Raw genomic sequence first — 26,137 nt, forward strand, 5'->3', positions numbered from 1 at the left:
CACCATGGCAGGCGACGCGACCAAAGCACTGAGCAACGACGTCCTCTGGGGCGGCGGCCGCTCCCCGTTCAGCATCAGCTACGGGAAGATGATGATGTGGTTCTTCCTGGTTTCTGATGCGCTGACCTTCAGCGGTCTGCTGGTGGCCTACGGCTTCGTGCGCCACAGCACCACGGAGGCATGGCCCATCGGCGAGGAGGTCTTCCGGGCCCTGCCGTTCCTGCACGGCGATTACCCGTTGATCTACGTGGCCCTGATGACGGCCATCCTCATCTTCAGCTCGGTGACCATGGTGCTCGCCGTGGAGGCCGGGCACCGCATGGACAAGGGCGGAGTGATCAAGTGGCTCTTCGCCACCGTGATCGGCGGCGCTTTCTTCGTGGGCAGCCAGGCGTGGGAGTGGAGCCATTTCATCCACGGCAGCGGCGGATACATGACCACGGCAACGGGGGAGAAGTTCTGGGTGCACAACGATGAGCACGACACGCACGATCCCGCATCGCATGACAGCTTTCACCTGGTGAAGGCCGAGCCCGGCCACTACCTGAAGCCCGCCGAAGGCGCACAGCCGCTTTCCCGGGAGGAGTCGCTGCCCATCTGGAACAACCGTGTGAGCTATGTGGATGGCGCCAACATGACCCGCAACGAGTACGGCCCGCCACAGTACGCCAACTTTTTCTTCTTCATCACCGGCTTCCACGGCTTCCACGTCTTCAGCGGGGTGATCATCAACCTCATCGTCCTCATCATGGCCATGCGCGGCATCTTCCACCGCCGCGGGCATTATGAGATGGTGGAGAAGGCCGGTCTGTACTGGCACTTCGTGGACTTGGTCTGGGTGTTCGTGTTCACCTTCTTCTACCTCCTCTGATCAACCAACCAGCTGACATGGAGCGCGACGACATCATCGAATACAGCCTCGACGCCCATCATAGCGAGGAGGAGGGCCGGAAGATCCGCCGCAAGATCTGGATGGTGACCGGGCTGCTCGCAGTGGTCACGGCCATCGAGGTGGCCGTGGGCGCCTATTGGAAGGAGTGGTTCCCCGGCCATTGGTCCGCTGTGAAATGGACCTTCGTTTTCCTCACCCTGGTGAAGGCCACCTACATCGTGATGACCTTCATGCACCTGGGCGACGAGCGCCGCAACATACGCGCGATCATTCTGCTCCCTTACGCGTTGTTCATCCTCTACCTGATCTTCATTGCGATCTGGGAGTCGCAGTATGTCCACTATATCTGGCAGAACTACCTCTGAGCCCGATCCAGCGCGCCGTCGGCGCCTGAAGGTGCTCGTCCTTGGGGGCATCGCGCTCTTCGTACTGAGCCTCTTCGTCTTCTTCAGCCCGTGGCTGGGCTTCGCCAGGCACCGCTTCCAGTTCCTTCCCGTGCTGGGGCCCAAGGAGGTGGTGGCGGTGGAGCGCGATGGGACGACGGTCATCGACACGCTGTACCACACCATTCCGGCGTTCCGGCTCATCGACCGCTACGGCAGGCCCTTCACCGACCGTGACGTCCAGGGGAAGATCGTGGTGGCCGATTTCTTCTTCACCCGGTGCGGAACCATCTGCCCCAAGATGGGCGTGCAGATGCAGCAGCTCCAGCTCAAGCTGAACGATGACGCGTTCGAGGATGTGGTCTTCCTGAGCCATACGGTCGATCCCGAGCACGATACCCCCGAGGTGCTCGATGCCTACGGCCGCCGCCTGGAGGCCGATACGGCACGATGGAAGTTCCTCACCGGGCCCAAGGAGGACATCTATCGATTGGGCGCTGAAGGCTACCTGCTGGCCGCCCGCGAGGACGTGCTGGCCGAGGGCGGCTTCCTCCACTCCGAGAAGTTCGTGCTCGTGGACAAGGAGCGGCGCATCCGGGGCTTCTACGATGGCACCACCATGGAGGGCATGAATGCGGTGGCCGCCGACATCAAGATGCTGCTGAAGGAGGAGAAGGTCAAGCGTGCCGAGGCGGAGCGCGCGGCACGGCAGTGAAACGGATTGCCTGAACATGCGCTCACCTTACCCCCAGCCGGTCATCGGCATCCCCTCCGCGAAGGCCAACCGCGTGATCTGGGTCTTCTCATTCGTGGTCTTCCTTGCGGTGGTCGTCCTCAATCGGGTGCAGGTCCCTGCTCCGGAGGGATTCGATGTGCACGTCTTCGCGCGCATCAACGCAGCGATCAATTCCATGGTGAGCCTCCTGCTCATCGCCGGGCTGTTCGCAGCCCGGGCCGGGCGCTGGAAGGCCCACCGCAATGCGATGATCGGCGCCATGGTCCTCTCCGTCCTCTTCCTGGCCTCCTACATCCTGCATCATCTATTCGCTGGCGACACGCGGTTCGGGGGTACAGGTGCCATCCGGGTGCTCTACTACATCATCCTGGCCACCCACATCCTCCTCGCGGCGCTTTCCCTGCCCTACATCCTCCTCACCGCCTATCGCGGCCTGTCCGGTCGCTATCCGGAGCACAGGAAGCTGGCCCGTCGCACCTGGCCCATCTGGCTCTATGTGAGCGTGAGCGGCGTGGTGGTGTACATGCTCATCTCACCCTACTATTGAGGTTTTGCCCGGCCGATTACCTTTACCGTCCCATGCGCAGCACCGGCCTCCTCCTGATCGTCTTGGCGCTCGTGGCGCTGCTGCCCGTTGATGCTTGGGCACAGGGTTGTGCCATGTGCAAGGCAGTGGTGGAAAGTGGCGAGCAGGGCGGCCGCGTATTCGGTGGCGAGCAATCGATCGGCAGGGGGTTGAACAAAGGCATCCTCTACCTGATGGCCGTGCCTTATGCGCTGCTTTTCCTCCTCTTCCGCAAGCGCATCGTGGGCTTCTTCAAGGAGTTCGCTGGCGCGCAAGGCTGAACAAGCTTCAAGTCGCGAGTGTCAAGGGACCAAGCTCCCGCTGCGTTGGTGTGGCCTGAAGCGACGATCTTCGTTCATTGCGTCCCATCCCGGTTGAAGCATGATGTACCGTCGCCCCCTCTCCATCGCCGCAGGCCTGCTGCTGGTGTTCACCGCCTTCGCTCAGGAGAAATCCCCCTTCACGTACCAGGACATGCTGATGCTCGACCGCATCAGTGGCCTCGCGGTAGACCCCGCCGGCACCACCGCGCTCTTCAACGTGCGCGCCACCGACATGGAGAAGAACCGCGGGGTGAGCACCCTGTGGATGAAGGACCTGGTGGACCTGAAGAAGCCTGAGGTGAAGGTGCCTGCCGGTGAGGGCGGCGCCAGCGATGTGCAGTGGGCCGCTGATGGCAGCGGCTTCTACTTCCTCAGCGGCCGCGGCGAGGGCGGCACCACGCAGGTGTGGAAGGCCGATGCGAAGGGCACCAGTGCCACGCAGGTGACGCGCCTGCCGCTGGACGTGCAGACCTACCGCGTGGCGCCTGATGGCTCCGGCGTGGTGGTAGCCCTGTCCGTGTTCCCGGATTGTGGCGACGATGCCATCGCCTGCACGCAGGAGCGCCTGAAGGCACAGCAAGGGGTGAAGAGCACCGGCCAGGTCTACGACCGCATCTTCATGCGCCACTGGGACACCTGGAAGGACGGTACGCGCAATCACCTGTACTACGTGTCGCTGAATCAGTCACCGACGGGCATAGTGCCCTTGATGCCCGGCTTCGACGGCGACTGTCCCACCATGCCCTTCGGCGGCAACGAGGACTTCGCCATCAGCAAGGATGGCCGCACCGTGTATTTCAGCGCACGGGTCGCGGGCAAGAAGGAGCCGTGGAGCACCAACTTCGATCTCTTCAGCGTGCCCGTGACCGGCGGCGCTGCGAAGAACCTCACGACCGGCAATCCGGCGTGGGACGCGCAGCCGGTGATCTCGCCCGACGGCACCAAGCTGGCCTATAAGGCCATGAAGCGCCCGGGCTACGAGGCCGACCGCTTCCAGCTGAAGCTGATGGACCTGGCCACCGGCGCGGTATCCGACGTGGCCGCCACCTGGGACCGCAGCGCCGCCAGCCTCGCCTGGAGCCGCGATGGCAGGAGCCTGCTCGTCACCGCCGATGATATCGGCAAGCACCGCCTCTTCCGCATCGATCTCAAGACCAGCACCGTCACGCCCCTGAGCACCGATGCCCACATGGATGCCTTCGCGGAAACGCCCAAGGGCTTCGTGTTCCAGCGGAGCGGGCTCAGCGGTCCGGCGCACCTCTACGCCAGCGCACCCAAGGCCAAGGTGATCGACCAGGGCGCCACGGTGCTCACACAGGTGAACGCCTCGTTGAAGGACAAGGCCTTCGGCACCTACGAGCAGTTCAGCTTCCCGGGCTGGAATAACGAGACCGTGTATGGCTACGTGCTGAAGCCCGCGAACTACACGGAAGGGAAGAAGTACCCCGTGGCCTTCCTCATCCACGGCGGTCCGCAGGGCAGCTTCGGCGACGCGTGGAGCTACCGCTGGAACCCGCAGACCTACGCCGGTCAGGGCTTCGCGGTGGTGATGATCGACTTCCACGGCAGTACCGGCTACGGCCAGGCCTTCACCGACGCCATCAACGAGCACTGGGGCGATCGTCCGCTGGAGGACCTGCAGAAGGGCCTGGCCTTCGCGCTGGGCAAGTACCCCTTCCTCGATGGCAGCAACGTGGCGGCGCTGGGCGCGAGCTACGGCGGCTTCATGATCAACTGGATCGCCGGCGTGTGGAACGAACCCTTCAAGGCCTTAGTGTCGCACTGCGGCATCTTCGACACGCGCGCCATGGGCTACAGCACCGAGGAGCTCTGGTTCACCGACTGGGAGAACGGCGGCAGCGTTTTTTCCAAGCCCGCCAACTACGAGGCCTTCAACCCGCTGCTGCACGCGGACAAATGGCGCGTGCCCATGCTGGTGGTGCACGGCGACAAGGACTTCCGCGTGCCGCTCACGCAGGGCATCGGCAGCTTCACCGCCTGCCAGGCCAAGGGCATCGAGAGCAAGTACCTCCGCTTCCCCGACGAGAACCATTGGGTGCTGAAGCCGCAGAACTCCATGCAGTGGCATAAGGAGGTGTTCGGGTGGTTGGAGAAGCACATCGGAGGGGGGCGCTGAACCTCCCGCACCTATCTTCGCCCCGCGTTCTTTCCATCGCTTATCCAGAAAGGCAGAGGGACTGGCCCTGTGAAGCCTTGGCAACCGTCCGGTGGGCAACCATCGGGTAGGTGCTAAATCCAGCCCGCCATGTGGTGGGAGAGATGAGCCGCGATCAGGAAGCAATGTCCCGCAAGGAACAATGATGCCTCATCCGGTCCATCGGGTGGGGCTTTTCTTTTTGGGTGTGGTGAATGGCGAATGGTCGACGGTGAATTGGGAGACCCCATCGCCGGAGCGCTCAGTCCCATTCACCATTCACCAACTCCCATTCACCTGCATTTGGCACAAGCGACCGGAAAGCACGCACACTTGTGAACCGATGACCGAACTAGAACGCATCGCCGCCCAACGCATCCTCGTCCTCGACGGCGCCATGGGCACCATGATCCAGCGCCTCGGGCTGAAGGAGGAGGACTTCCATCCGAAAGGCATGGAGGACCACAAGATCCTGCTGAAGGGCAACAACGAGCTGCTCTCGCTCTCGCGCCCGGAAGCGATCAAGCGCATCCACGAGCAATACCTCGAGGCCGGCGCCGACATCGTGGAGACGAACACCTTCAGCGCCACAAGCATCGCGCAGGCCGAGCACGAATGCGGCCATTTGGTGCGCGAGATGAACCTCGCCTCCGCGCGTCTGGCCAGGGAAGCCTGCGATGCGTTCACGAAGAAGGACCCGAGCAAGCCGCGCTTCGTGGCCGGTGCCATCGGGCCCATGAACAAGACCGCCTCGCTCAGCCCCGATGTGAACGACCCCGGTTACCGCGCCGTCACCTTCGATCAGCTCGTGGTGGCCTACAAGGAGCAGGTGGAGGCCCTGCTCGACGGCGGCGTGGACCTGCTGCTGGTGGAGACCATCTTCGACACGCTCAACGCCAAGGCCGCCTTCTACGCCATCGAGGAGGTGTTCGAACAACGCGGCAAGCGTGTGCCGCTCATGTGCAGCGTCACCATCACCGATGCCAGCGGGCGCACGCTCAGCGGCCAGACCATCGAGGCCTTCCTCATCAGCATGCAGCACGTGCCGCTCTTCAGCATGGGCCTCAACTGCGCGCTGGGCGCGGCCCAGATGCGACCTTACCTGGAGGTGATCGCCGAACAGAGCCCCTGCCGCGTGAGCATCTACCCCAACGCCGGCCTGCCCGACCAGATGGGCGAGTACCGCGAAACCCCCGATGTCACCGCGCGCCTCGTGGGCGAGTTCATGGCCAACGGCTGGGTGAACATCGTGGGCGGGTGCTGCGGGACGACGCCGGAGCATATCGCGGCGCTGGCGGCTGAGGCCAAACGGCACGCACCACGCCCGATCGAAGCACCTGTAGCGTCGACCCACGGGGTCGACCGATGAACATGACCCAAGGCATGAACAAGCAGGTTGTTGGGTGTGTGGGCGTGCCCCTCGGCCAAATGCGCCTCGGGTCGCGCTTTCCGCTGCAAGTCCTCGGCGGCTTCGTTCCTCAGCCGCCTGTGGGCTTTCCGCTGCAATCGCTCACGCGGAATGCGACCAGATAACCACGGATTCGACTTCATATAGAGCATTCATGCGCATCATACTGGACTTGGCAGACTACAACCCAGGCAAAGGGCTTCAGTTAAAATGGGAGCCTGGTTTCTCCATCAACGTGAGCGTTGACGAAGAGGGTGTGATCATCCAAGGAAACAACGCTGGGCTGCGTTCTCTAGCCAACCATTTGCTCACACTGGCTAATGATGCAGTCCCGTCGACCAGCCACATCCACCTTGATAGCGAAAGTGGACTTGAAGATGGGTCGGCTGCGTTGCTCATCACCAAAGAACTCGAACACCCGTAATGCGCATTCCCATTCTGATCCTCTGATCCTCTGATCGACATGATCCCTCAGTACTCCGGCCTCGAACCCCTCCGCATCTTCCCGGGTTCCAACTTCGTCAACATCGGCGAGCGCACCAACGTAACGGGCAGCGCGGCCTTCCGCAAGCTGATCAAGAACGGCAACTACGATGAGGCCGTGAGCGTGGCCCGCCAGCAGGTGGAGAACGGCGCGCAGGTGATCGACGTGAACATGGATGAGGGCATGATCGATGGCGTGGAAGCCATGCGCAAGTTCATCAACCTCATCGCCGCCGAGCCCGACATCGCCCGTGTGCCGGTGATGGTGGATTCCTCGAAGTTCAGCGTGATCGAGGCGGGCCTGAAGTGCCTGCAGGGCAAGGGCATCGCCAACAGCATCAGCCTGAAGGAAGGGGAGGCCGAGTTCCTGCGGCAGGCGAAGATCATCCACCGCCTCGGCGCCGCCACCGTGGTGATGTGCTTCGACGAGCAGGGCCAGGCCGACAATTACGAGCGCCGCATCGCCATCGCGCAGCGCAGCTACGACCTGCTCACGCAGAAGGCCGGCTTCGCGCCGCACGACATCATCATCGACGCCAACATCCTCACCGTGGCCACCGGCATGGCCGAGCACGACCGCTACGCCATCGACTTCATCGAGGCCGTGCGGTGGATCAAGCAGCACCTGCCGGGGGCGCTCACCAGCGGCGGCGTCAGCAACGTCAGCTTCAGCTTCCGCGGCAACGAGCCCGTGCGCGAGGCCATCCACACGGCCTTCCTCTACCACGCGATCAAAGCTGGCCTCGACATGGGCATCGTCAACGCCGGGCAGATCGGTGTGTACGACGACATCCCGAAGGACTTGCTGGAGCATGTGGAGGATGTGCTGCTCGCGCGTCGCCCCGACGCCACCGAACGCATGGTGGCCTTCGCGGAGCAGTTCAAGGGAGCGCCTTCAGCCGAAGTCGTGGCCGCGCAAGCCGCATGGCGCGAAGGCAGCGTGGAGGAACGCCTGAAGCACGCGCTGGTGCATGGCGTCACCGAGTTCATCGAAGCCGATACCGAGGAAGCCCGCGTGCAGTACGTGGACCCGGTGCTGGTGATCGAAGGTCCGCTGATGGCCGGCATGAACGTGGTGGGCGACCTCTTCGGCAGCGGGAAGATGTTCCTGCCCCAGGTGGTGAAGAGCGCCCGCGTGATGAAGCGCGCCGTGGCCTACCTGGAGCCCTTCCTGCAGGAGAAGAAGGCCGCGCAGGTCATCGGCACGCAGAAGGAGGGCGCGAAGAAAGTGCTGCTCGCCACCGTGAAGGGCGACGTGCACGACATCGGCAAGAACATCGTGGGCGTGATCCTCGCCTGCAACGGCTGGCAGGTGATCGACCTGGGCGTGATGGTGCAGAGCGCCACCATCCTGAAGACCGCCCGCGAGATGAAGGTGGATATCATCGGCCTCAGCGGATTGATCACGCCGTCGCTGGACGAGATGGTGCACGTGGCGAAGGAGATGGAGCGCGAGGGCTTCGAGACCCCGCTGCTCATCGGCGGCGCCACGACCAGTCGCGTGCACACCGCCGTGAAGATCGCGCCGCACTACAGCAAGCCCGTGGTGCACGTGATCGACGCCAGCCGCAGCGTGCCCGTGGTGAGCAACCTGCTCAGCGACAACGAACGCGACCGCTTCGCCGCCGAGGTGCTGGAGGAGTACGCCAAGGTGCGCGCGCAGTACGAGGGCAGCCAGCGCGAGAAGGAGTACCTGCCGCTGGAGGAGGCCCGCGCGAAGAAGTTCACCATCGACTTCGTAGCCGAGCCGCCGGTAGTGCCAAAGAGCACCGGCCTCTTCACCTACCGCAATTACCCGCTGTCCGAGCTGGTGCCCTACATCGACTGGACGCCCTTCTTCATGGCTTGGGAGCTGGCCGGCAAGTTCCCGCGCATCCTGGAGGACGAAGTGGTGGGCGCTGAAGCCACGCGTCTGTACAACGATGCCCAGAAGATGCTGGACCGCATCGTGAAGGAGCAGTGGATCCAAGCCCATGGTGTCGCAGGCATCCTGCCTGCGAACACGGTGGCGCACGATGACATCGAGGTCTACGGCGATTCTTCACGCACCAAGGTCATCGGCCGCTTCCACACCCTCCGCCAGCAGAGCAAGAAGGCGCCCGGCGTGCCCTACATCGCCCTCGCCGACTTCATCGCTCCCCAAGGCACGCCCGACTTCCTCGGCGGCTTCGCGGTGAGCGCGGGCCACGGCGTCGATGAACGCGTGAAGCGCTTCGAGGCCGCGCACGACGACTACAGCGCCATCCTGCTGAAGGCCCTGGCCGACCGTCTCGCCGAGGCCTTCGCGGAGAAGCTGCACGAGGTGGTGCGCCAGGAGCTCTGGGGCTACGAGTCCATCCGCCTCAGCAACGAGCAACTGATCAAGGAGGAGTACCAGGGCATCCGTCCGGCGCCGGGCTATCCCGCCTGCCCGGACCACACCGAGAAGCCCGAGCTCTTCCGCCTGCTCGACGCCACCAAGCACACGGGCATCACCCTCACCGAGAGCCTGGCCATGAGCCCGGCGGCCGCGGTGAGCGGCTGGTACTTCGCGCACCCCAAGGCCAAGTACTTCGGCGTGGGGCGCGTGGCGAAGGACCAGGTGGAGGATCTGGCGCGGCGCAAGGGCATGGATCAGGCAACCATGGAGCGTTGGCTGGGGAGTAGTTTGTCCTATTGAACCCTCAGAGGCTCTTCCGCGTATGCACGGGCCGTGCAAGTGGAGCGTGCCCTTCTTATGGCCCTGTGGTTGGGCGTCGGTGCTGTGGCCTTGGCCCAGCGCAACGCCCCGCTCACACAGGATAACGGCGACTGCACCGGCGCCATCTTCATAAGCGATTCGGTCTACCACCAGCCGCAAGCCGTTCGAGGTTTCGGCAACAGGCTGGAAATCAAGGAGAACCCCAGCGACCACAAGCAGTGGTTCGAGCGCGAGCACCACAGCACCTGGTACAAGTTCAGGAGCCCTGCCACCACCATCCTCACCTTCGAGATCATCCCCGACAACATCGAGGACGACATCGACTTCCTGGTCTTCGAGGGGGCCGTGCCGGGCATTTGCGACAAGGTGGCCACCAAGCAGGTCGTTCCCATCCGGAGCAACATTTCCCGCAACGACAGATCCAACCGCTCCATTTGCGGCCTGCGGAAGGAAGCGCCCGATGATTTCGTGCGCAGCGGCGTGGGCAGCAGCTTCAGCCGGGGAATCGAGGTGAAGCAGGGGGACCTGTTCTACCTGGTGGTCGATTACCAGGACCGTCCGCTGGCGGGCTATACCATCCGCTTCCACTACGACCCGCCCCCGCCGTCCCCCGAGCCAGAGCCGGAAGAGGCGAAGAAGCAGAAGCAGCAACTCGTGATCGAGGTCACGGATGCCAGGAGCGGCAAACCCGTGGATGCCACCCTGACCATCGATGGCATGCGCTTCAACGAGGTGGTGGAGGCGAAGGGCAGGAGCGGCTACCAGTTCGAGATGGACATGTACCGGAACATCCGGATCGGCTGCGTGCGGCAGGGCTACATGTTCCAGACCGTGCGGGTGAAGGGCAACACGGAGCCGGTCGTCAGGGTGGAGGTGAAGATGACGCCAATCGGCGCCGGGGAGCGCGTGGTGCTCGATGACATCCGCTTCGTGGGGAACGAGGACAAGGTGATGCGCCAGAGCGAGGCCAGCCTGCTGCTGCTCCTGCGCTTCATGCAGATGAACCCCAAGGTGCGCATCGAGATCGAGGGCCATGTGAACGGCCCCACCTTCAAGAACAAGAAGGAATTCATCGACCTGAGCACTGCGCGGGCGAAGGCGGTGTACGACTTCCTGCTGGTGAACGAGGTGGAGCCCGAGCGCATGAGCTACGTCGGCATCGGCAACGCCCAGATGCTCTATCCCAGCCCGAAGAACAAGGAGGAGAGCGAGGCCAACCGCCGGGTGGAGATCAAGGTGCTGGGAACCTGACCGGGCACGCCGCCCGCTCACGGATACCACCGCTCATCAAATCCGTTCCGCCCTCACCGGCCATCCCGGTACTTTTGGTCCGCGTCCGCATTCATCGCGGATCAGGACCATGCGCACATCCGCCCTTGCCTTCGGACTGATCGCCGGCGGCACCCTCTTCGCCCAGCAGCCGTGGACGCTTGAGCAATGCGTGAGGCGCGCTGAGGAGCGGAGCCTTGCGGTGATGAACGCCAGCCTCGATGCCGACCTCGCCGACAAGACCAGGGACCAGGGCTACTGGGCATTGGCGCCCGACCTCAATGGAGGCGCCACCCACGGGTACAACTATGGCCGGGTGATCGACCGCTTCACCAACCAGTTCGCCACCGATCGCGTCCGTACGAACAACTTCTACCTCAGCAGCACGCTCAGCCTCTTCGAGGGCTTCCGCAAGCAGTCGGTGATCAGGCGCAATGAGATCGATGCCAAGGCCGCGCGGCTGGGCATCGATGCGGCCCGCAACCAGGCGCGGCTCGAAACGGTGCAGGCCTTCCTCGATGTGCTGGCGCTCCGCGAGCGCAAGGCGGCTGCAGAGTCCCAGGCGGCGAGCACCCGCGAACAGGTGTCGCGCACGCGAGCAATGGTGGAGGCGGGACGGGTGGCGCGCGCCGACCTCCTCGCCATCGAGTCGCAGCTGGCGCAGGAGGAGTTCACCATCGTTGATTTGGGCAACTAGGCCGATCAGCGGATGCTCGCCTTGGGCCGGGCGCTGCAATTGGAGCCGGAGGAGATGCTCAGCTTCAGCATCCAGGCGCCCGCCATCGGTGCGCTGCGGGTCACGGAGCCCACGGCTGACCCAAGCGATGTGCTCGCCAATGTGCTCCGCAGCAACCCCAGCTTCGCGCAAGCCGAGGAGCAGGTGGCGAGCGCGGAGAAGGGAATCGGCATCGCACGCGCCGGGGCCATGCCCACGCTCGGTGTGAGCGGTTCCCTCGGCACGGGCTACAGCGGCCGCAACCTCCAGCAGGTGGGCGACCCCATCCTTGGCGACCCCGTGGTCATCGGAAGCACCCTCGGCGGCGACCTGGTATACGCCCCCACCTACCGGTTCAACACCGAGCTCACGCCTTTCGGCAAGCAGCTCGACCAGAACTTCAACCAGAGCCTGCTCTTCCAGCTCAACGTGCCGCTCTTCAACCAGATGCAGAACCGGCTGGCCATCGACCGCGCGCGGGTGCAGCACGAGCGCGCGCGCAACAGCCTCACCGCCGTGCGCAACGACCTCCAGCGCAACGTGCTTGATGCCATCGTGGCGCAGCGTTCGGCGTACAAGCAGTTCATGGCGGCGGAGAGGGCCGTTGAGGCGGCTGCGCTCAACGAGGCAATGGCCCAGGAGCGCTATGCGCAGGGCGCCAGCACCGCGTTCGAGGTGGCCACGGTGAAGGCCGCGCTCAACCGCACACAAGCCGACCTCATCGCGGCCAAGTACCAGTACCTGATGGCGCAGAAGTACCTCGATATCCTGCAGGGCCAGCCCGTTTCTTTGTAGGCGTGGGGGCGATCCTGTGCATCGAGACGGCTACGCCGCTCTGCTCCGTGGCCGTGGGCCGAGGCCCCCTGCTGCTGGCGGAGCGGGAATCCACAGGGGAGCGGCTGGCGCATGCCGAGCTCCTCAACATGTTCGTCGATGCGGTGATGCGCGAGGCCGGGCTGCGGATGCGTGACCTGGAAGCGGTTGCCGTCGGCATCGGGCCGGGTAGCTACACCGGGCTTCGCATCGGCGTAAGCGCGGCCAAGGGGTTCTGCCATGCGCTGGGCATCCCCATCATCGGCTTGGGTACGCTGGAGACGCTGGTGGCTGCCGCAGGGCGCTCAGGAAAGTCCATGTGGCCCATGGTGGATGCGCGACGGATGGAGGTCTTCACGCAGGAGCACGATGGCAACGCGCGACCGGTCGGAGCCATGGCACCGCTGATCCTCGATGCGCCCTGGGCCAAGGGCGCCGGCAAGTGCTTCGTGCTCGGCGATGGCGCGGACAAGGCCGCAGCGCTGTGGGCGGACCACCCCGAGGTAGAGCACGTGCCGGGCGTGAAGCCGCATGCCCGGGCCATGCTGGCGCTGGCCGCGGATCGCCTGCGATCGGGGCGCGTGGACGACCTCGCCTACCTGGCGCCGCTGTACGGCAAGGAGGCGAACGTGACGCAGCCCCGGAAGCGGTCGGCCTCGGCTTGATGGCCGGCGGATGAAGGGCCGCCTGCGGAGCGGAAGGCCTTCAGCGCGGGCAAGGCCTGCCGCTAGCGGTTCACGATGAACTTCGTGACATGGATGGTGCCGGTGGCGAGGTCCTTCCGCAGCCGGGCCTTCAGCAGCATGGTGCCTTCCTCATAGAGGTATTCCTCGCGCCACACCTGCTGTTCCTGTTTCCAGAGCTCGCTTTCCAGGACATTGCCCACGGCATCGTACCGCCAGGCATGCCGCGTGAGCCCGGCCTGCGCCAGGTCAGGCTGCTCGGTGCGCGTGGCGAGCCAGCCATGGTCGTCGTAGGTGAAGGTGATGCGGCCGCGTCGCTGGCTCACCAGGTAGTGGTCCTCGATGCTGAGGACGTAGCCGCGGCTGTCGGAGATGTAGGTCTGCTCCCGGTAGGGGAGGCCAAGGTTGTTGAGGAAGACCTTGCGCAGCGCCGTATCGCTCAGCTGCACGTATCGGTACTGCTCATCGCTGATCTCGGTGGCGGTGCCGGGGACGAGGTGGTAGCGGTCCGGCCCCAGGTTCTCGATGCGCTGATAGGTCTCTCGGATCACCCGGCCTTGGGCATCGTGCACCAGCACATGGGCGAAGTGGCCGCTGAGGTCGTTACGGAGCCTCCGGGTCACCCATCCGCTGGAGTCGCGCTCGAAGGTGACGGAGGCCGTGTCACGTCCCGATCCCGGCTGTCCGAAGGAGTTGTTGCTGTAGACGAGGCGGCCAGCGGGGTCGAAACGGAAAAGCAGCCGCTCGCGCTCGGGGCGCATGGGCTCACGGTCGCGCTTCACCAAGCGCTCGCCCACGATGGACCGGATGCCGTTTCGCGCGATGAAGCGCTCGTTGAACCGCAATTGATCCGGTTCCTCCGCGGTGGGCAGGATGAGCAGCGCCTGTCCGCTGACCGTCCGGGCGAGCAGGAGCAGTGCCGCGAGGAGGAGCGGGATCCTCATCGGAGCTGGGCGAGTGCTTCGTTCACCGTATGCACCGGTAGCCGGCAGGTCTTCTGCACGCACGCAAAGATCATGGTTCCGGGGAGGGACTTGTCCTGCAGCAACGGCAGTTGCGAACGGCCTGTTGTGCCCAGGAAGATCCCGTTGGGGATGTGATGCGGGCCGAATTGCAGCCTGAGCCGGAGGGCATCGGGCCCGGTGATGGCGATCTCGTGCAGCGGCCAGGCCATCGCCTGCGCCAGCTGCCCCCAGTTGCTGTGGGCCATGGGTGCGGCGGCCAGCCGGGTGAGCATCCCTTCGAGCATGCGGCGTGCCCTGCCCAGGAGCCGCTCATCGTCGTGCAGCGTGCCGAGCACGAAGAGCCCCCGGGCCATGGCGGAGTTCGAGGCGGGCATCACATTGTCCTCCACCTCCAAGGGGCGGGCGATCAACGGAGCGTCCAGGTCGCTCGTGAAGTGGAAGTAGCCGGAGGCCTCGTCGCCGAAGTGGCGGATGGCATGCTCGGCCAGCGCCAGGGCTTCGTCGAGCCAGCGCTCCTCGAAGGTGACGCCGTAGAGTGCGAGCAGGGATTCTATCGTGAACGCATGGTCCTCGAGGAAGCCGTTGATGGAGGCGCGGCCGTCCTTCCAGCTGTGCCAAAGGCCGCCATCGGCCCTATGGCACCGGGTGAGGAGATGCTCCATGCAGCGCCGTGCGCCCGCCAGCCATTCCTCGCGGCCGAAGACCTCGTAGGCGGAGCAGAGGCCAGTGACCATGAGGGCGTTCCAGCTGGTGAGGCATTTGTCATCGACTCCGGGCCTTGGCCGCCTCCCCCGCGATTCCAGGAGCCTTGCGCGTATGCTCGTGATGCGGGCCCGCAGGTCGGGCTCGCTGATGCCGAACGCCGCCGCGAATTCGGCATCGTGCATGCCGCGCCGGAGGATATTGCGTCCGTGCTCCCAGAGCGCCTGTCCCCCGATGTCGTAGTAAGCCTTCGCCAGGTCGTATTCCGCGCCGAGCGCCTCCTGCAGCTCGGCATCCGTCCACACATAGTAGCGCCCTTCCTCGCCTTCGCTGTCGGCGTCGATCGCGCTGAAGAAGGCGCCGTCGCCGGCGCTCAGCTCCCGTGCAACGAATCCGATCGTCTGTTCCACCACATCCCGGTAGAGCGGCTTCTTCAATGCCTGGTAGGCCTGGCTGTACAGCGAGACGAGCTGTGCATTGTCGTACAGCATCTTCTCGAAGTGCGGCACTTTCCACAGCGCATCGGTGCTGTAGCGGGCGAATCCGCCGCCGGCTTGATCGAATATCCCGCCGAGGGCCATGCGGTCCAGGGTGAGTTCCACGTGTTGCAGCGCGGATCGGTCGCCGGTGAGCGCCGCATGCCGCAGGAGGAACTGGTAGTTGTTGGGCATGGGGAACTTGGGCACCTTGTCCGGGCCGCCATGCACATGGTCGAAGCGCTTCGACCACTGCTCCGCCATGCCCAGCACCGCGCGCTTCGCCTCCGCCAGCGGCGTCTGCTCCTCCGGTGCCAGCATGGTGCTCGCTACGCCGCGCTGAAGCTGCGTGGCCTGCCGCATCACCCGCTCGCGGTCCTCGATCCAGGTCCGATGCAGGTCGGTGAGCACGCGGCTCCATTGCGCGGGCGGGAAGTAGGTTCCGCCGTACACCGGCCGCCCATCGGGCAGAGCGAAGCAGTTCAGCGGCCAGCCGCCTCGGCCGGTCATCAACTGCACGGCGGTCATGTACACGTGGTCCACGTCAGGCCTTTCCTCGCGGTCAACCTTGATGCACACGTACCGGTCGTTCATCAGCTTCGCGATTCCTGCATCCATGAAGCTCTCGCGCTCCATCACGTGGCACCAATGGCAGCTGCTGTAGCCGATGCTCACGAGCAGCAGCTTCTGCTCCGCGCGCGCTTTGGCGAAGGCTTCATCGCCCCACGGATGCCAATCCACCGGGTTATGCGCGTGCTGCAGCAGGTAGGGGCTGCTCTCCAGCGCGAGACGGTTGGTACGTTTATCTTGCTCGTGCGCCATGGAGGATCAAATGAAGCGAAGCGGGCGGCCCGTCACCGATGAGCGGGTCCGCCGGCTTCAACAAGCGTCCGTGAAGTCCTCACCGGCCAGGCACGCCGACCCCCGGGTGCGCGACCGCTACTGGCCTGGGACGCTCATGGGCATCGGCGTATTCGTCGCGCTCATCAGCGCGCTCACGGTGCTGCCCTGGACCCTGATGGACACCGGGCTGCTGGTGCGCTTCTTCGTCGGTCTGTGCTTCGCGGGCAACCTGGTGCCCTACGCGCACAGCGGCCTCCGGTTGGGCATGGAGCGGCTGGAATGGTTCCTGTTCAACCTGCTGGCAATCGGGCCGCTGGTGACCAGCGCGCTGCTGTGGGTCAACTTCCTCTTCCATGGACCGGTAACCGCCTCCGACCACCTGGTGAAGGAGGTCCAGGTGGAAGGCACGGTGATCACCTATGTGTTCCGGGATGGCTTCCTAGCGGACCATTGGATGGCGCGGAGCGCATGGCGCGACTGGTACCCGATCGTCGGCAATGCGGTGGAGGTTGATGTCGCGCGCGGCGCGCTGGGCGTCGAAGTGGTGGTCAGCAAGCAGCCTCATGTGGTGGGGCGGCCTTGAGCCGGACCGACGCCCTTACTCACGGAGCCGCACCACCTGCTGCCACTCGAAGGGGAAGCGCTTGCGGAGGGCGCCGGACCGGCCGGCCACGGTGCCCTTGGCCCCCAGCCTCATCTCTCCCTGCAAGGCACCGGTGAGGAGCACTGCGAAGAGCGATCCTTCCTGAAGGTCCGCATGCAGGTAGACGGGGTAGACCGCGGTGCGCCGACGGTCGAGCACCAACGCGGAGTCGAGAACAGCCTTGCCCACGAAGCGGTCGTTAAGGTAGAGATCCACTTCCGGCTCCTCCACGTGGATGCGGAAGCCGTTGGGATTCTCCACCCGCGCGTCGAGCCGCAGGGCAAGATGCTGGTTGCTCAGGCCGAGCACCTCCACCCGGGTCACCTCATGCAGCTCGACTTCCTGGTACGGGGAACAGGAAGCCAGCACGGCGCCCACGAGGAACAGCGCGGAAGCCCTGGATGCTGGCGTGGTCATCATCGTGCTCCGATCACCCCCGGGCCTTGGCAGGGAGTGTGCCGTGTTCGCTGATGATCGGCATGGCCACCCCTACGCATGGCCATTCATCAGCGTCGCGTAGTGGTGGAAGAACCGCGGAATCGTGCGGATGCCCTGGAAGTAGTTGAATACGCCATACTTCTCATTGGGGCTGTGGATGTTATCGCTGTCCAGGCCGAATCCGAAGAGCACGGTCTTGAGACCGAGTTCCTGCTCGAAGAGCGCCACAATGGGGATGCTGCCCCCGCCCCGTGTGGGGATGGGCTTCTTGCCGAAGGTCTCCTCCATGGCCTTGCTGGCGGCCAGGTAGGCCGGGCTGTCGATCGGGGTCACCGCCGCCTCCCCGCCGTGGTGGGGCTTCACAACCACCTGGATGCCCGGGGGCGCGATGGATTCGAAGTGGTCCTTGAAGAGCTTGGTGATGGCATCGCTTTTCTGGTTGGGCACCAGCCGCATGCTGATCTTGGCGTAGGCCTTCGAGGGAAGCACCGTTTTGGCCCCCTCGCCGATGTAGCCGCCCCAGATGCCATTGACATCGAGGGTGGGGCGGATGCTGCTGCGCTCCTCGCTGGTGTAGCCCTTCTCGCCGCGCAAGCCGCTCACGCCCAGGTCCTTCTTGTACTCTTCCTCGTCGAAAGGGGCTTCGGCCAAGGCATCGCGCTCGGCCTTGCTCAGCTCCTTCACGGCATCGTAGAAGCCCGGGATGGTGATTCGCCGGTCGGCGTCGTGCAGGCTGGCAATCATCTCGCACAGCGCATTGATGGGGTTGGCCACGGCGCCACCGTAAACACCGCTGTGCAGGTCGCGGTTGGGGCCGGTCACTTCCACCTCCACGTAGCTGAGGCCGCGGAGACCGGTGTTGATGCTCGGGACGTCATTGGCGATCATGGCCGTGTCGCTGATCAGCACCACATCGGCTTTCAAGCGGTCCTTGTTGGCCTTCACGAACACGCCGAGGTTGTCAGAGCCCACCTCTTCCTCTCCCTCGATCATCACCTTCACGTTACAGGGCAGGCCGCCGCTCTTCATCATGGCTTCAATGGCCTTAACGTGCATGTAGAACTGGCCTTTGTCATCGGCGCTGCCGCGAGCGTATATCATCCCTTCCTTGATGACCGGGTCGAAGGGGCCGCTATGCCAAAGGTCCAGGGGGTCAGGGGGTTGAACATCGTAGTGGCCGTATACGAGCACGGTCGGCCTGGCAGGGTCGACGATCTTCTCGCCGTACACGATGGGGTGGCCCGCCGTGGGGCAGACCTCCACCTTTTCTAGGCCGGCATCCACCATGCGCTGCCTCACCGCCTCGGCGCATCGGGCTACATCGGCTTTGTACTTGGGGTCGGCGCTCACGCTGGGAATCCGGAGCAGGTCGAGCAGCTCGTTCAGGAAGCGGTCCTTCTGGGACTCGATGTACGCGTCGATGGGATGCACGTGGACTGGCTTTATGGGCGTCGAAAGTAAGAACCTGAGGCGCGGGGCAACCTTTATGGGGTTGGGGGGGTCTAGGATTCAGCCCAAAGACCTATTTTTCAACGCTCATCCCCACTCGATCCCTGTCATGAAGGCCCGAATCCTGCTCCTGACCTCCGCCCTGCTGGGCCTGGAGGCTTCGGCCCAGTTGGTGGTGAACACCGCGCAGACCCCTGCCCAGCTCGTGCAGGATGTGCTTCTCGGGAACGGGGTGCAGGCGTTCAATATTCGCTACAACGGGGTGCTCAGCCCCGGCACGAACCAAGTGGGCAGCGGCTCGTTCACGGCCACCGGCACCAACCTGGGCATCGCCTCGGGCCTGATCCTGTCCAGCGGAGAGGTCTCGAACGCGGCAGGCCCGGCTTCCGATTTCTCGGGCGACTTCAATGGGACCGGCAGCGATCCTGACCTCGTGTCGATCTCCGGAGGCGTTATCAATGACCGCGCCGTCCTCGAGTTCGATTTCATCCCCACGGGTGACTCCTTGAAGTTCCGGTACGTGTTCGCCTCCGAGGAGTATCCGGAGTTCGTCTGCTCCTACAACGATGCCTTCGGCTTCTTCCTCAGTGGCCCCGGCATCAGTGGTCCGTACAGCGGAGGGGCCATCAACATCGCCTTGGTACCCGGCACCACCGTTCCCGTGACCATCGACAACGTGAACAATGGCTACAACAACGACCCCGCGGACCCGGCCTGCCCTGCATCCAACCCCGCCTACTATGTGAACAACAGCGCGGGCACCACCATCGCCTATGATGGGATGACCGTGGTGCTGCAGGCCTTCGCCTTGGTGCAGTGCGGTCAGCAGTACCACATCAAGCTGGCCTTGGGCGATGCGCTGGACAGCAGCTATGATAGCGCTGTGTTCCTGGAGGCGGGCTCCTTCACCAGCACCGGTCAGGTGGTGCCCACGCTGTCGAGCGGAGTGGGCATCATCGGCAATACGATGCTGGAGGGATGCAATCCCATCGAGCTCGTCTTCACCCGGTTGGGCGACACCACCGTGGTGGATACGGTTGACCTGACCATCTCGGGGACTGCGACCCCCGGCGTGGATTACACCCCCGCCTTCCCTGCCCAGCTCATCTTCCCCATCGGATCGGAGACGGTCAGCCTGGTACTCGACGTCCCCATCGATGCCGACGGTCCGGAGACCATCGTCATCACCATCGACCAGCTCGTCGAATGCTCGGGAACCCAGTTGCAGACGCAGTTCGTGTTCAACATCGATAGCCCGCCGCCCCTGACGGTCACCGGTGCCGACATCAACAGCGTATGCGGGCAGAACAACACCTTGGCGCCGGTGGTGACCGGCGGCATGGGCCAGTACGGCTTTTCCTGGAGCACCGGGGAGACCACGGCCACCATCGATGCATCACCCGTGGTGACGACCACCTATACGGTCACGGTCTCCGATGTCTGCGGAATCGCGCCCGTCTCGGCCGATTTCACGGTGACACTGCCCATCTACCCGCCGCTGGCCATCACCGTTTCGCCCGATACCCTTATTGATTGCCTCGGTACCGGTCCGATCAGCGTAACGGGTGCAACCGGCGGGAACAACGCCTTCTCGTACAGCTGGAGCCTTGCGGGCGTACCCATCGGCAATACCGCCACCATTACCGTGCCGGCTGGTCCGCCGCTCTACTACGTGGTAACGGTCACCGAGGGCTGCGGCACGTCGGTTCAGGACAGCGTCCTCGTGGGCACCGTGCCCCTGCCCCCCATCGCCATCGAAACCGCCGGCGACCAGACCCCCATTTGCGCAGGCGACACGGTGACCTTGACGATCCTGGGCATCACCGGGGGCAACAGCGTCTACACGTGGAGCTGGACCGATGCTGACGGACAGGTGCTTGGGAACTCCTGGACCATCGATGTGCCGGTGCTCGGGAACCAGGCCTACACCATCAGTGTGGACGACCAATGCGGCTACACTGGCGCCGCCACCGTCTCCGCGCTGCTGCCCATCTATGACCCCTTCGTGCTGGAGCTCCCTGAAGACAAGGTGCTGTGCGCCGGTGATAGCGCCACCATCCATGCCATGGTCACGGGCGGCTCCGGCTACTACCACATCCTCTGGGCCGGCCCTGATAGCCTCACGGACCCGCTTTACTGGGTGAAGCCGGAGGAGGAGACCACGTACGGCGTGACCGTCCGCGACCAGTGCGGCGAGGAGCGCTCAGATGCGATGACCATCGAGGTGGAGCACGTCTCCACCGATATCGTGGTCACCAACCAGGGCCAGGACGATTGGTACCTGCAGGCGGCCACCCTGCCCTATGCACGCACATGGGTGTGGGACATGGGCGATGGCACACGGTACCGGAATGATGAGGTCTACCATAGCTACTTGGACCTGGAGGACCATTGGGTCAGCTTGAAGATCGTGACGCCGAACGGTTGCCTCGGTGAGGACTCCGTGCTTCTGCGCGCGCCGGCCCACATCCATTTCCCCAACGCGTTCACGCCCGATGGGGATGGCCGGAATGAGCTGTTCGGGCCCATCGGACACTACATCGAGGAGTTCGAGATGATGATCTTCGACCGCTGGGGCGAGCTGATCTTCACCACCCAGGACGTGAACGTCATGTGGGACGGCACCGTGAATGGCCGTGGTGAGGCGACCACCGGTGTCTACGTCTACAAATACCGCGCGGCGGGCCATTACTTCGAGCCCGTAGAGGGCATGGGTCATGTGACCCTGATCCGCGGAAGCCAGAACTGATAAAACCGGAATACCGTGGCAGTGAAGCACCTAACATTCGGACTCGCCTTGCTGGCGGGAGGCACCCTGCAGGCGCAGCTTACCGTGACCAATACGCTCACACCCCAGCAGCTTGTGCAGGATGTGCTGCTGGGCACAGGAGTCACCGTGAGCAACGTGTCCTACAACGGCGTGCTCAACCCGGCCGCGGCCCAGGTGGGCAGCGGCTCCTTCACCGAAACGGGCACCAACCTCGGGCTTCCGGCAGGCGTGATCCTCTCCAGCGGCTTGGTGGATGATGCCGCCGGTCCGGCCTCTGACTTCGCCAGCGCGGCCAATGGGACCGGTGCGGACCCCGACCTGGCCCTGCTCGCCAACCAGACCATCAATGACCGGGCGGTGCTCGAGTTCGACTTCGTGCCCGTGGGCGATACCGTGAAGTTCCGGTACGTCTTCGCTTCGGAGGAGTATCCCGAGTACGTATGCACCACCTTCAATGATGCGTTCGGCTTCTTCCTCAGCGGCCCGGGCATCAACGGCCCCTACCAGAATAATGCGATCAATATCGCGCTCGTTCCCGGAACGTCCATCCCCATCGCCATCAACACGGTGAACCCCGGAGTGCCCGGCACCTCCGGTGGCCAGGCGGCCACCTGTGCTGCGGCAGACCCCAACTGGCAGAGCAACAGCATCTACTATGTGAACAACGGTGCCGGCGCTACCATCGCCTACGATGGCTTCACGGTGGTCCTCACGGCTCGCTGGCCAGTCCAGTGCGGCGAGACCTACCACATCAAGATGGCCATCGGCGACGGTTCTGACAGCTCCTTCGACAGCGCCGTGTTCCTCGAGGCCGGAAGCTTCACCAGTACGCCGTTCGTTCCCTCACTGACGCCGGGTCCCGGCATCGTGGGCAACAACACCATTCTTGAGAGCTGCTATCCCGTGACGATCAACTTCGCGCAGACCGGTGCTGCCGACGATACCAGCGTGGTGTACATCCAAGTTGGCGGCACCGCCACCCCAGGCGTGGATTATGTGCCGCCCTTCCCGGATTCCCTGGTCTTCCTGCCGGGCGATACCGCCCAGTCCTTCACGTTCAACTGCCCGATCGATGCGGACGGTACGGAGACCATCGTGCTGACACTCATCTCCGAGAGCCCTTGCGCAGGGGTCACCATCACGAATGAGTTCACCTTCTTCATCGAGTCATCGGCACCGCTGACGATCGTTGGCGGGGTGGCGAACATACCCTGCCAAGGCAGCGCAGCGCTGACGCCGGCGGTCGCTGGGGGCTACCCGCCGTATGCGATCAGCTGGTCGAACGGCCAGACGGGAAGCAGCATCACCGTGTCGCCGACCGACAATGCGGTCTACACCGCCACGGCCACGGACGATTGCGGGTCCACGGCCATCGCCCAGTTCTTCGTGGAGCTGGACCCGCTGCCCCCGCTCAACATGAGCATCGTCGGCTCGGGAACCGTCATGGAGGCCTGCGAGAGCACCGGAATCAACTTCATCCGTCCGGTGGGCGTTCCCGGCGATGTGCCGATCGTGGTCACATTCAGCGGCGCCGCGGCCAACGGTACCGATTTCGTCTTCCAGGACCTGGTCACCATCGCGGACGGGGTGCTCAATACAATCGTGCCCTTCCAGCCCTTGGAGGATGAGACGGCCGATGACGGCGAAACGGTCACCATCACCGGTACCTACACCGATGCCTGCGGCCGTACCACATCGGCGAGCGTCACCATCACGATCATCGATGCTCCGCCCATCTCGGTCACGGCAGAGGATTACACCGTGGAATGCCGGCCGGACAGCCTGCTGCTCACGGCTGTGGGCTTCGGGGGCGTCGGGTCGCTCTCCTATTCCTGGTCCACCGGCGATGAAGGGCCCTCAACCTATGTGAGCATGCTGGAGTTCGGCTCCTATACGGTCACGGTCACCGATCAGTGCAACCGCACCGCCCAGGATGTCGCCACCGTATCGCTCATCTGTGATGTGATCATCCCCAACGTGTTCACGCCGAATAACGATGGCCACAATGACAAGTTCGTCATCGATGGCATCACCTACGTGAGCAATACGGTGCGCATCTTCAACCGCTGGGGCCAGCTGGTTTACGAGGCGAACAACTACCAGAACCAGTGGGCGGGCGATGACCTGCCTGACGGGACCTACTTCTATGAGGTGATCGTGGCGCGCAAGGAGGAGCCCTATACCGGGCACGTGACCATTCTCCGCAACGGCTGGCGCTGAGCCTTAGCGAACGAGCAGGGAGGAGCCCGTCATCTCGGCGGGCTTCTCCATTTCCAGAAGGTCGATAAGGGTTGGAGCCACATCGGCGAGCACGCCATCCCGCACTGCCTTGCAGCCATCCGCGAGGATGATGATGGGCACCGGGTTCGTGGTGTGCGCCGTGTTCGGTGAACCGTCCGCATTGCGTGCCTTGTCAGCGTTGCCGTGGTCGGCGATGATCACCACGGAATAGCCGTTGGCACGGGCTGCATCGGCCACCGCCTGGGTGCACCGATCGGTGGTCTCCACGGCCTTCACGATGGCTTCGAAGACACCCGTGTGGCCGACCATGTCCGGATTGGCGAAGTTGAGCACAACGAGATCCGTCGCGCCCGACCTCAGTTCGGGAACGATGGCCTCCACGATGCCGTGGGCGCTCATCTCCGGCTGCAGGTCGTAGGTGGCCACCTTGGGCGAGGGGAGCAGGATGCGCCGTTCGCCCGTGAAGGGCTGTTCCCTCCCGCCGCTGAAGAAGAACGTGACGTGCGGATATTTCTCGGTCTCAGCGATGCGGATCTGGGTGCGACCCGCTCGGGAGACCGCCTCGCCCAAGGTCATGGGCAGATCGTCCTTGCGGAAGAGCACGTGCACATCCCTGTAGGTGGGGTCGTACTCCGTCATGGTGACATAGTGCAGCTTCAGCGGCTGCATGCCGAACTCGGGGAAGGAGGACTGGGTGAGCGCCTGGGTGATCTCCCGGCAGCGGTCGGTTCGGAAGTTGAAGCAGACCACTACGTCACCATCGGCGATGGTGGCTATCGGCGCACCGGTTTCATCCGCCACCGAATGGGGCCTGATGAATTCATCCGTAATGCCTTCCGAATAGCTTCGGTCGAAGGCCTGCAGCGCGTCTCCAACCGTGGTGCCGCGCCCATGGACCAGCAGGTCATAGGCCAGCTTCACGCGCTCCCACCGCTTGTCCCGGTCCATGGCATAGTACCGGCCGACCACGCTGGCTACCCGGGCCGGCTGCCCCTTCATCGCTGCGAGGAGGCGCTCCATGTAGCCCCGGCCGCTGCGTGGGTCGGTGTCCCTCCCATCGGTGAAGGCGTGCACGAAGACCTCCGTCAAGCCGCTCCGGGCCGCCATGCCGCAGAGGGCCTCCAAGTGGGTGCGCATGGAATGGACGCCCCCATCGGAAACCAGGCCGATCAAGTGGAGCCGCCGGCCACGCGCGCGGAGGAGGGCTTCCTGCAGGACAGGCGAACGCTCCAGGCTGCCGTCCGCAATGGCCTTGTCGATGCGCACCAGGTCCTGGTACACCACGCGGCCGGCCCCGATGTTGAGGTGCCCTACCTCGCTGTTGCCCATCTGCCCCGCCGGCAGCCCGACATGCTCTCCGTCGGTAAGCAGGGTGGCGTGCGGGGCTTCAGCCATCAAGCGGTCGATGAACGGGGTATGGGCGGAGGCAATGGCATCGCTGGCATCGCGCGCACCCAGCCCCCAGCCATCCATGATGATGAGGACTGCCTTCTTCTTGGCCATCAATCAGCGATTGGGAATGACGCGGTGAAGATAGCCCCATGGGGCTGAGCGTCCCGGATCTCGATGCGCCCGCCCAGCCTCCGAACGAGGCGGTGAACGATGAAGAGTCCCAAGCCGGTTCCCGGGTGCTGCCGGGTCTCCTCATTGCCGCTGCGGTAGAACCGCTCGAAGACCCGGCCGCGCTCCGCAGGAGGGATGCCCGGCCCCTGATCCTCCACCTCGATGCGCCACTGCCGCGCTTCCTGCATGGCGCGCACGGTGATCGCCGTGCCAGATGGAGCGTACTTCGCTGCGTTCTCCAGCAGGTTGTCTACGATACTGCGCATCACATCGCGGTCGAGGGATACGGGCAGCCGGTCGGGAGCATCCAACTCGAATCTATGCGCCTCCTGGTCGCGCAGCTGCGCGCGCATGATTGCTTCCTGAAGGACGTCGATCAGGTCCAGGCGCATGCGGTTCACGGGTATCTCCCTTGTTCCGTCCGAAGCGGCCAGGAGCACCTTGTCCGTGAGGGTCGCCAAGCGCTCGGCCTCCAGGATGGTAGCCTCACGAAGGCCCTGGGCCGCTCCTTCCGGCAGATCGCGGCGGTTCAGCGTCTGCAATTGCAGTTTGATGGCTGCCACCGGTGTCCTGAGTTCGTGCGTCACGGCCAGAAGGAAGTTCCGTTGCAGTGCCGCAAGGCGGAGGTCACGGCGGATGGCGTGGAGCGCCATCCCCAGGACCACGGCGAGCAGCAGCAGGAAGACGCCTGCCTCGCCGAGCACCATGAGCGCATGGCCGGTCGGTGCGGAATCGGCTGTCGCTCCCGACAGGCGGCTCACTTCCGCGCTGAGCCGTGCGATCTCCTCATCGCGCCTGAGCAGGAGCAGCGCCCACCATACGCTCTGCGCCACGATGTAGAGCATGGCGGCCACCAGCAGCCACAGCGCCCTCCGGCCGTATGCTTCCATTGATGCAGCGAAGGTAGCGGGCAGGGTGGCGGCGAGCGTGCTATCTTGGCTG

22 protein-coding genes and 1 riboswitch are annotated in these 26,137 nt (G+C 64.3%); of the genes, 16 read left to right on the plus strand and 6 right to left on the minus strand.

Features of this window, described 5'->3' with window-relative positions:
- Positions 1–4: 4 nt before the first annotated feature.
- The 13 genes from QY325_14505 (at position 5) to tsaB (ending at position 13,087) form a co-directional block, all read left to right on the plus strand.
- Complete coding sequence (locus QY325_14505; protein ID WKZ65968.1) at positions 5–871, plus strand: cytochrome c oxidase subunit 3; 867 nt, start codon at positions 5–7, stop codon at positions 869–871.
- A gap of 17 nt (positions 872–888) precedes the next feature.
- A complete protein-coding gene (locus QY325_14510) occupies positions 889–1,257 on the plus strand; it encodes a cytochrome C oxidase subunit IV family protein (GenBank protein ID WKZ65969.1) in 369 nt (122 codons plus the stop codon).
- Positions 1,258–1,288: 31 nt separating this feature from the next.
- Positions 1,289–1,990 (plus strand): SCO family protein, encoded by a 702-nt coding sequence (locus tag QY325_14515; GenBank protein WKZ65970.1) that lies wholly within the window; start codon positions 1,289–1,291, stop codon positions 1,988–1,990.
- 16 nt (positions 1,991–2,006) lie between these two features.
- A complete protein-coding gene (locus QY325_14520; protein WKZ65971.1) occupies positions 2,007–2,558 on the plus strand; it encodes a DUF420 domain-containing protein in 552 nt (183 codons plus the stop codon).
- A 32-nt stretch (positions 2,559–2,590) separates the two neighbouring features.
- Positions 2,591–2,857, plus strand: a complete 267-nt coding sequence (locus QY325_14525; protein WKZ65972.1) for a hypothetical protein — start codon at positions 2,591–2,593, stop codon at positions 2,855–2,857.
- Positions 2,858–2,957: 100 nt separating this feature from the next.
- Positions 2,958–5,036 carry a S9 family peptidase gene (locus QY325_14530; GenBank protein ID WKZ65973.1) on the plus strand — a complete coding sequence of 693 codons (2,079 nt, stop codon included), beginning with the start codon at positions 2,958–2,960 and terminating at the stop codon, positions 5,034–5,036.
- Between the two features lie 37 nt (positions 5,037–5,073).
- Positions 5,074–5,186: riboswitch (SAM riboswitch) on the plus strand.
- 211 nt (positions 5,187–5,397) lie between these two features.
- Positions 5,398–6,423, plus strand: coding sequence for a homocysteine S-methyltransferase family protein (locus tag QY325_14535; GenBank protein WKZ65974.1), 1,026 nt, complete (start codon positions 5,398–5,400; stop codon positions 6,421–6,423).
- 193 nt (positions 6,424–6,616) lie between these two features.
- Complete coding sequence (locus tag QY325_14540; GenBank protein WKZ65975.1) at positions 6,617–6,886, plus strand: hypothetical protein; 270 nt, start codon at positions 6,617–6,619, stop codon at positions 6,884–6,886.
- Positions 6,887–6,925: 39 nt separating this feature from the next.
- A complete protein-coding gene (gene metH, locus QY325_14545) occupies positions 6,926–9,604 on the plus strand; it encodes a methionine synthase (protein ID WKZ65976.1) in 2,679 nt (892 codons plus the stop codon).
- 57 nt (positions 9,605–9,661) lie between these two features.
- Positions 9,662–10,876, plus strand: a complete 1,215-nt coding sequence (locus tag QY325_14550) for an OmpA family protein (GenBank protein WKZ65977.1) — start codon at positions 9,662–9,664, stop codon at positions 10,874–10,876.
- A gap of 109 nt (positions 10,877–10,985) precedes the next feature.
- A complete protein-coding gene (locus QY325_14555; protein ID WKZ65978.1) occupies positions 10,986–11,591 on the plus strand; it encodes a TolC family protein in 606 nt (201 codons plus the stop codon).
- Between the two features lie 12 nt (positions 11,592–11,603).
- Positions 11,604–12,404: a TolC family protein gene (locus tag QY325_14560; GenBank protein ID WKZ65979.1), complete on the plus strand. Its 801-nt coding sequence runs from the start codon at positions 11,604–11,606 to the stop codon at positions 12,402–12,404.
- Between the two features lie 2 nt (positions 12,405–12,406).
- Complete coding sequence (tsaB, locus tag QY325_14565; GenBank protein WKZ65980.1) at positions 12,407–13,087, plus strand: tRNA (adenosine(37)-N6)-threonylcarbamoyltransferase complex dimerization subunit type 1 TsaB; 681 nt, start codon at positions 12,407–12,409, stop codon at positions 13,085–13,087.
- Positions 13,088–13,149: 62 nt separating this feature from the next.
- Here tsaB and QY325_14570 read toward each other — a convergent pair whose 3' ends face one another.
- Complete coding sequence (locus tag QY325_14570; protein WKZ65981.1) at positions 13,150–14,049, minus strand: hypothetical protein; 900 nt, start codon at positions 14,047–14,049, stop codon at positions 13,150–13,152.
- The gene (locus tag QY325_14575; GenBank protein ID WKZ65982.1) at positions 14,046–16,070 is read right to left on the minus strand and encodes a thioredoxin domain-containing protein; all 2,025 of its coding nucleotides are present in this window, start codon (positions 16,068–16,070) and stop codon (positions 14,046–14,048) included. Before QY325_14575 ends, QY325_14570 begins: the two co-directional genes overlap by 4 nt.
- A gap of 70 nt (positions 16,071–16,140) precedes the next feature.
- On the opposite strand from QY325_14575, the gene QY325_14580 reads away from it, so the two are divergent.
- A complete protein-coding gene (locus QY325_14580; GenBank protein WKZ65983.1) occupies positions 16,141–16,674 on the plus strand; it encodes a hypothetical protein in 534 nt (177 codons plus the stop codon).
- 15 nt (positions 16,675–16,689) lie between these two features.
- On the opposite strand, the gene QY325_14585 is transcribed toward QY325_14580, so the two are convergent.
- Positions 16,690–17,154, minus strand: coding sequence for an LEA type 2 family protein (locus tag QY325_14585; GenBank protein WKZ65984.1), 465 nt, complete (start codon positions 17,152–17,154; stop codon positions 16,690–16,692).
- A 69-nt stretch (positions 17,155–17,223) separates the two neighbouring features.
- Positions 17,224–18,603 (minus strand): dipeptidase, encoded by a 1,380-nt coding sequence (locus tag QY325_14590; protein ID WKZ65985.1) that lies wholly within the window; start codon positions 18,601–18,603, stop codon positions 17,224–17,226.
- 127 nt (positions 18,604–18,730) lie between these two features.
- Here QY325_14590 and QY325_14595 point away from each other — a divergent pair, with 127 nt between their 5' ends.
- Both QY325_14595 and QY325_14600 read left to right on the plus strand, forming a co-directional pair.
- Positions 18,731–21,370, plus strand: a complete 2,640-nt coding sequence (locus QY325_14595) for a choice-of-anchor L domain-containing protein (protein WKZ65986.1) — start codon at positions 18,731–18,733, stop codon at positions 21,368–21,370.
- Between the two features lie 15 nt (positions 21,371–21,385).
- The gene (locus tag QY325_14600) at positions 21,386–23,611 is read left to right on the plus strand and encodes a choice-of-anchor L domain-containing protein (GenBank protein WKZ65987.1); all 2,226 of its coding nucleotides are present in this window, start codon (positions 21,386–21,388) and stop codon (positions 23,609–23,611) included.
- 3 nt (positions 23,612–23,614) lie between these two features.
- Here QY325_14600 and gpmI read toward each other — a convergent pair whose 3' ends face one another.
- Together gpmI and QY325_14610 are read right to left on the minus strand one after the other, a co-directional pair.
- Positions 23,615–25,135, minus strand: a complete 1,521-nt coding sequence (gpmI, locus tag QY325_14605; GenBank protein ID WKZ65988.1) for a 2,3-bisphosphoglycerate-independent phosphoglycerate mutase — start codon at positions 25,133–25,135, stop codon at positions 23,615–23,617.
- Complete coding sequence (locus QY325_14610) at positions 25,135–26,085, minus strand: HAMP domain-containing sensor histidine kinase (protein WKZ65989.1); 951 nt, start codon at positions 26,083–26,085, stop codon at positions 25,135–25,137. The genes gpmI and QY325_14610 overlap by 1 nt, the downstream gene beginning before the upstream one ends.
- Positions 26,086–26,137: the final 52 nt, after the last annotated feature.

It is taken from the genome of Flavobacteriales bacterium (assembly GCA_030584065.1).
Taxonomy (GTDB): Bacteria; Bacteroidota; Bacteroidia; order Flavobacteriales_F; family PHOS-HE28; genus PHOS-HE28.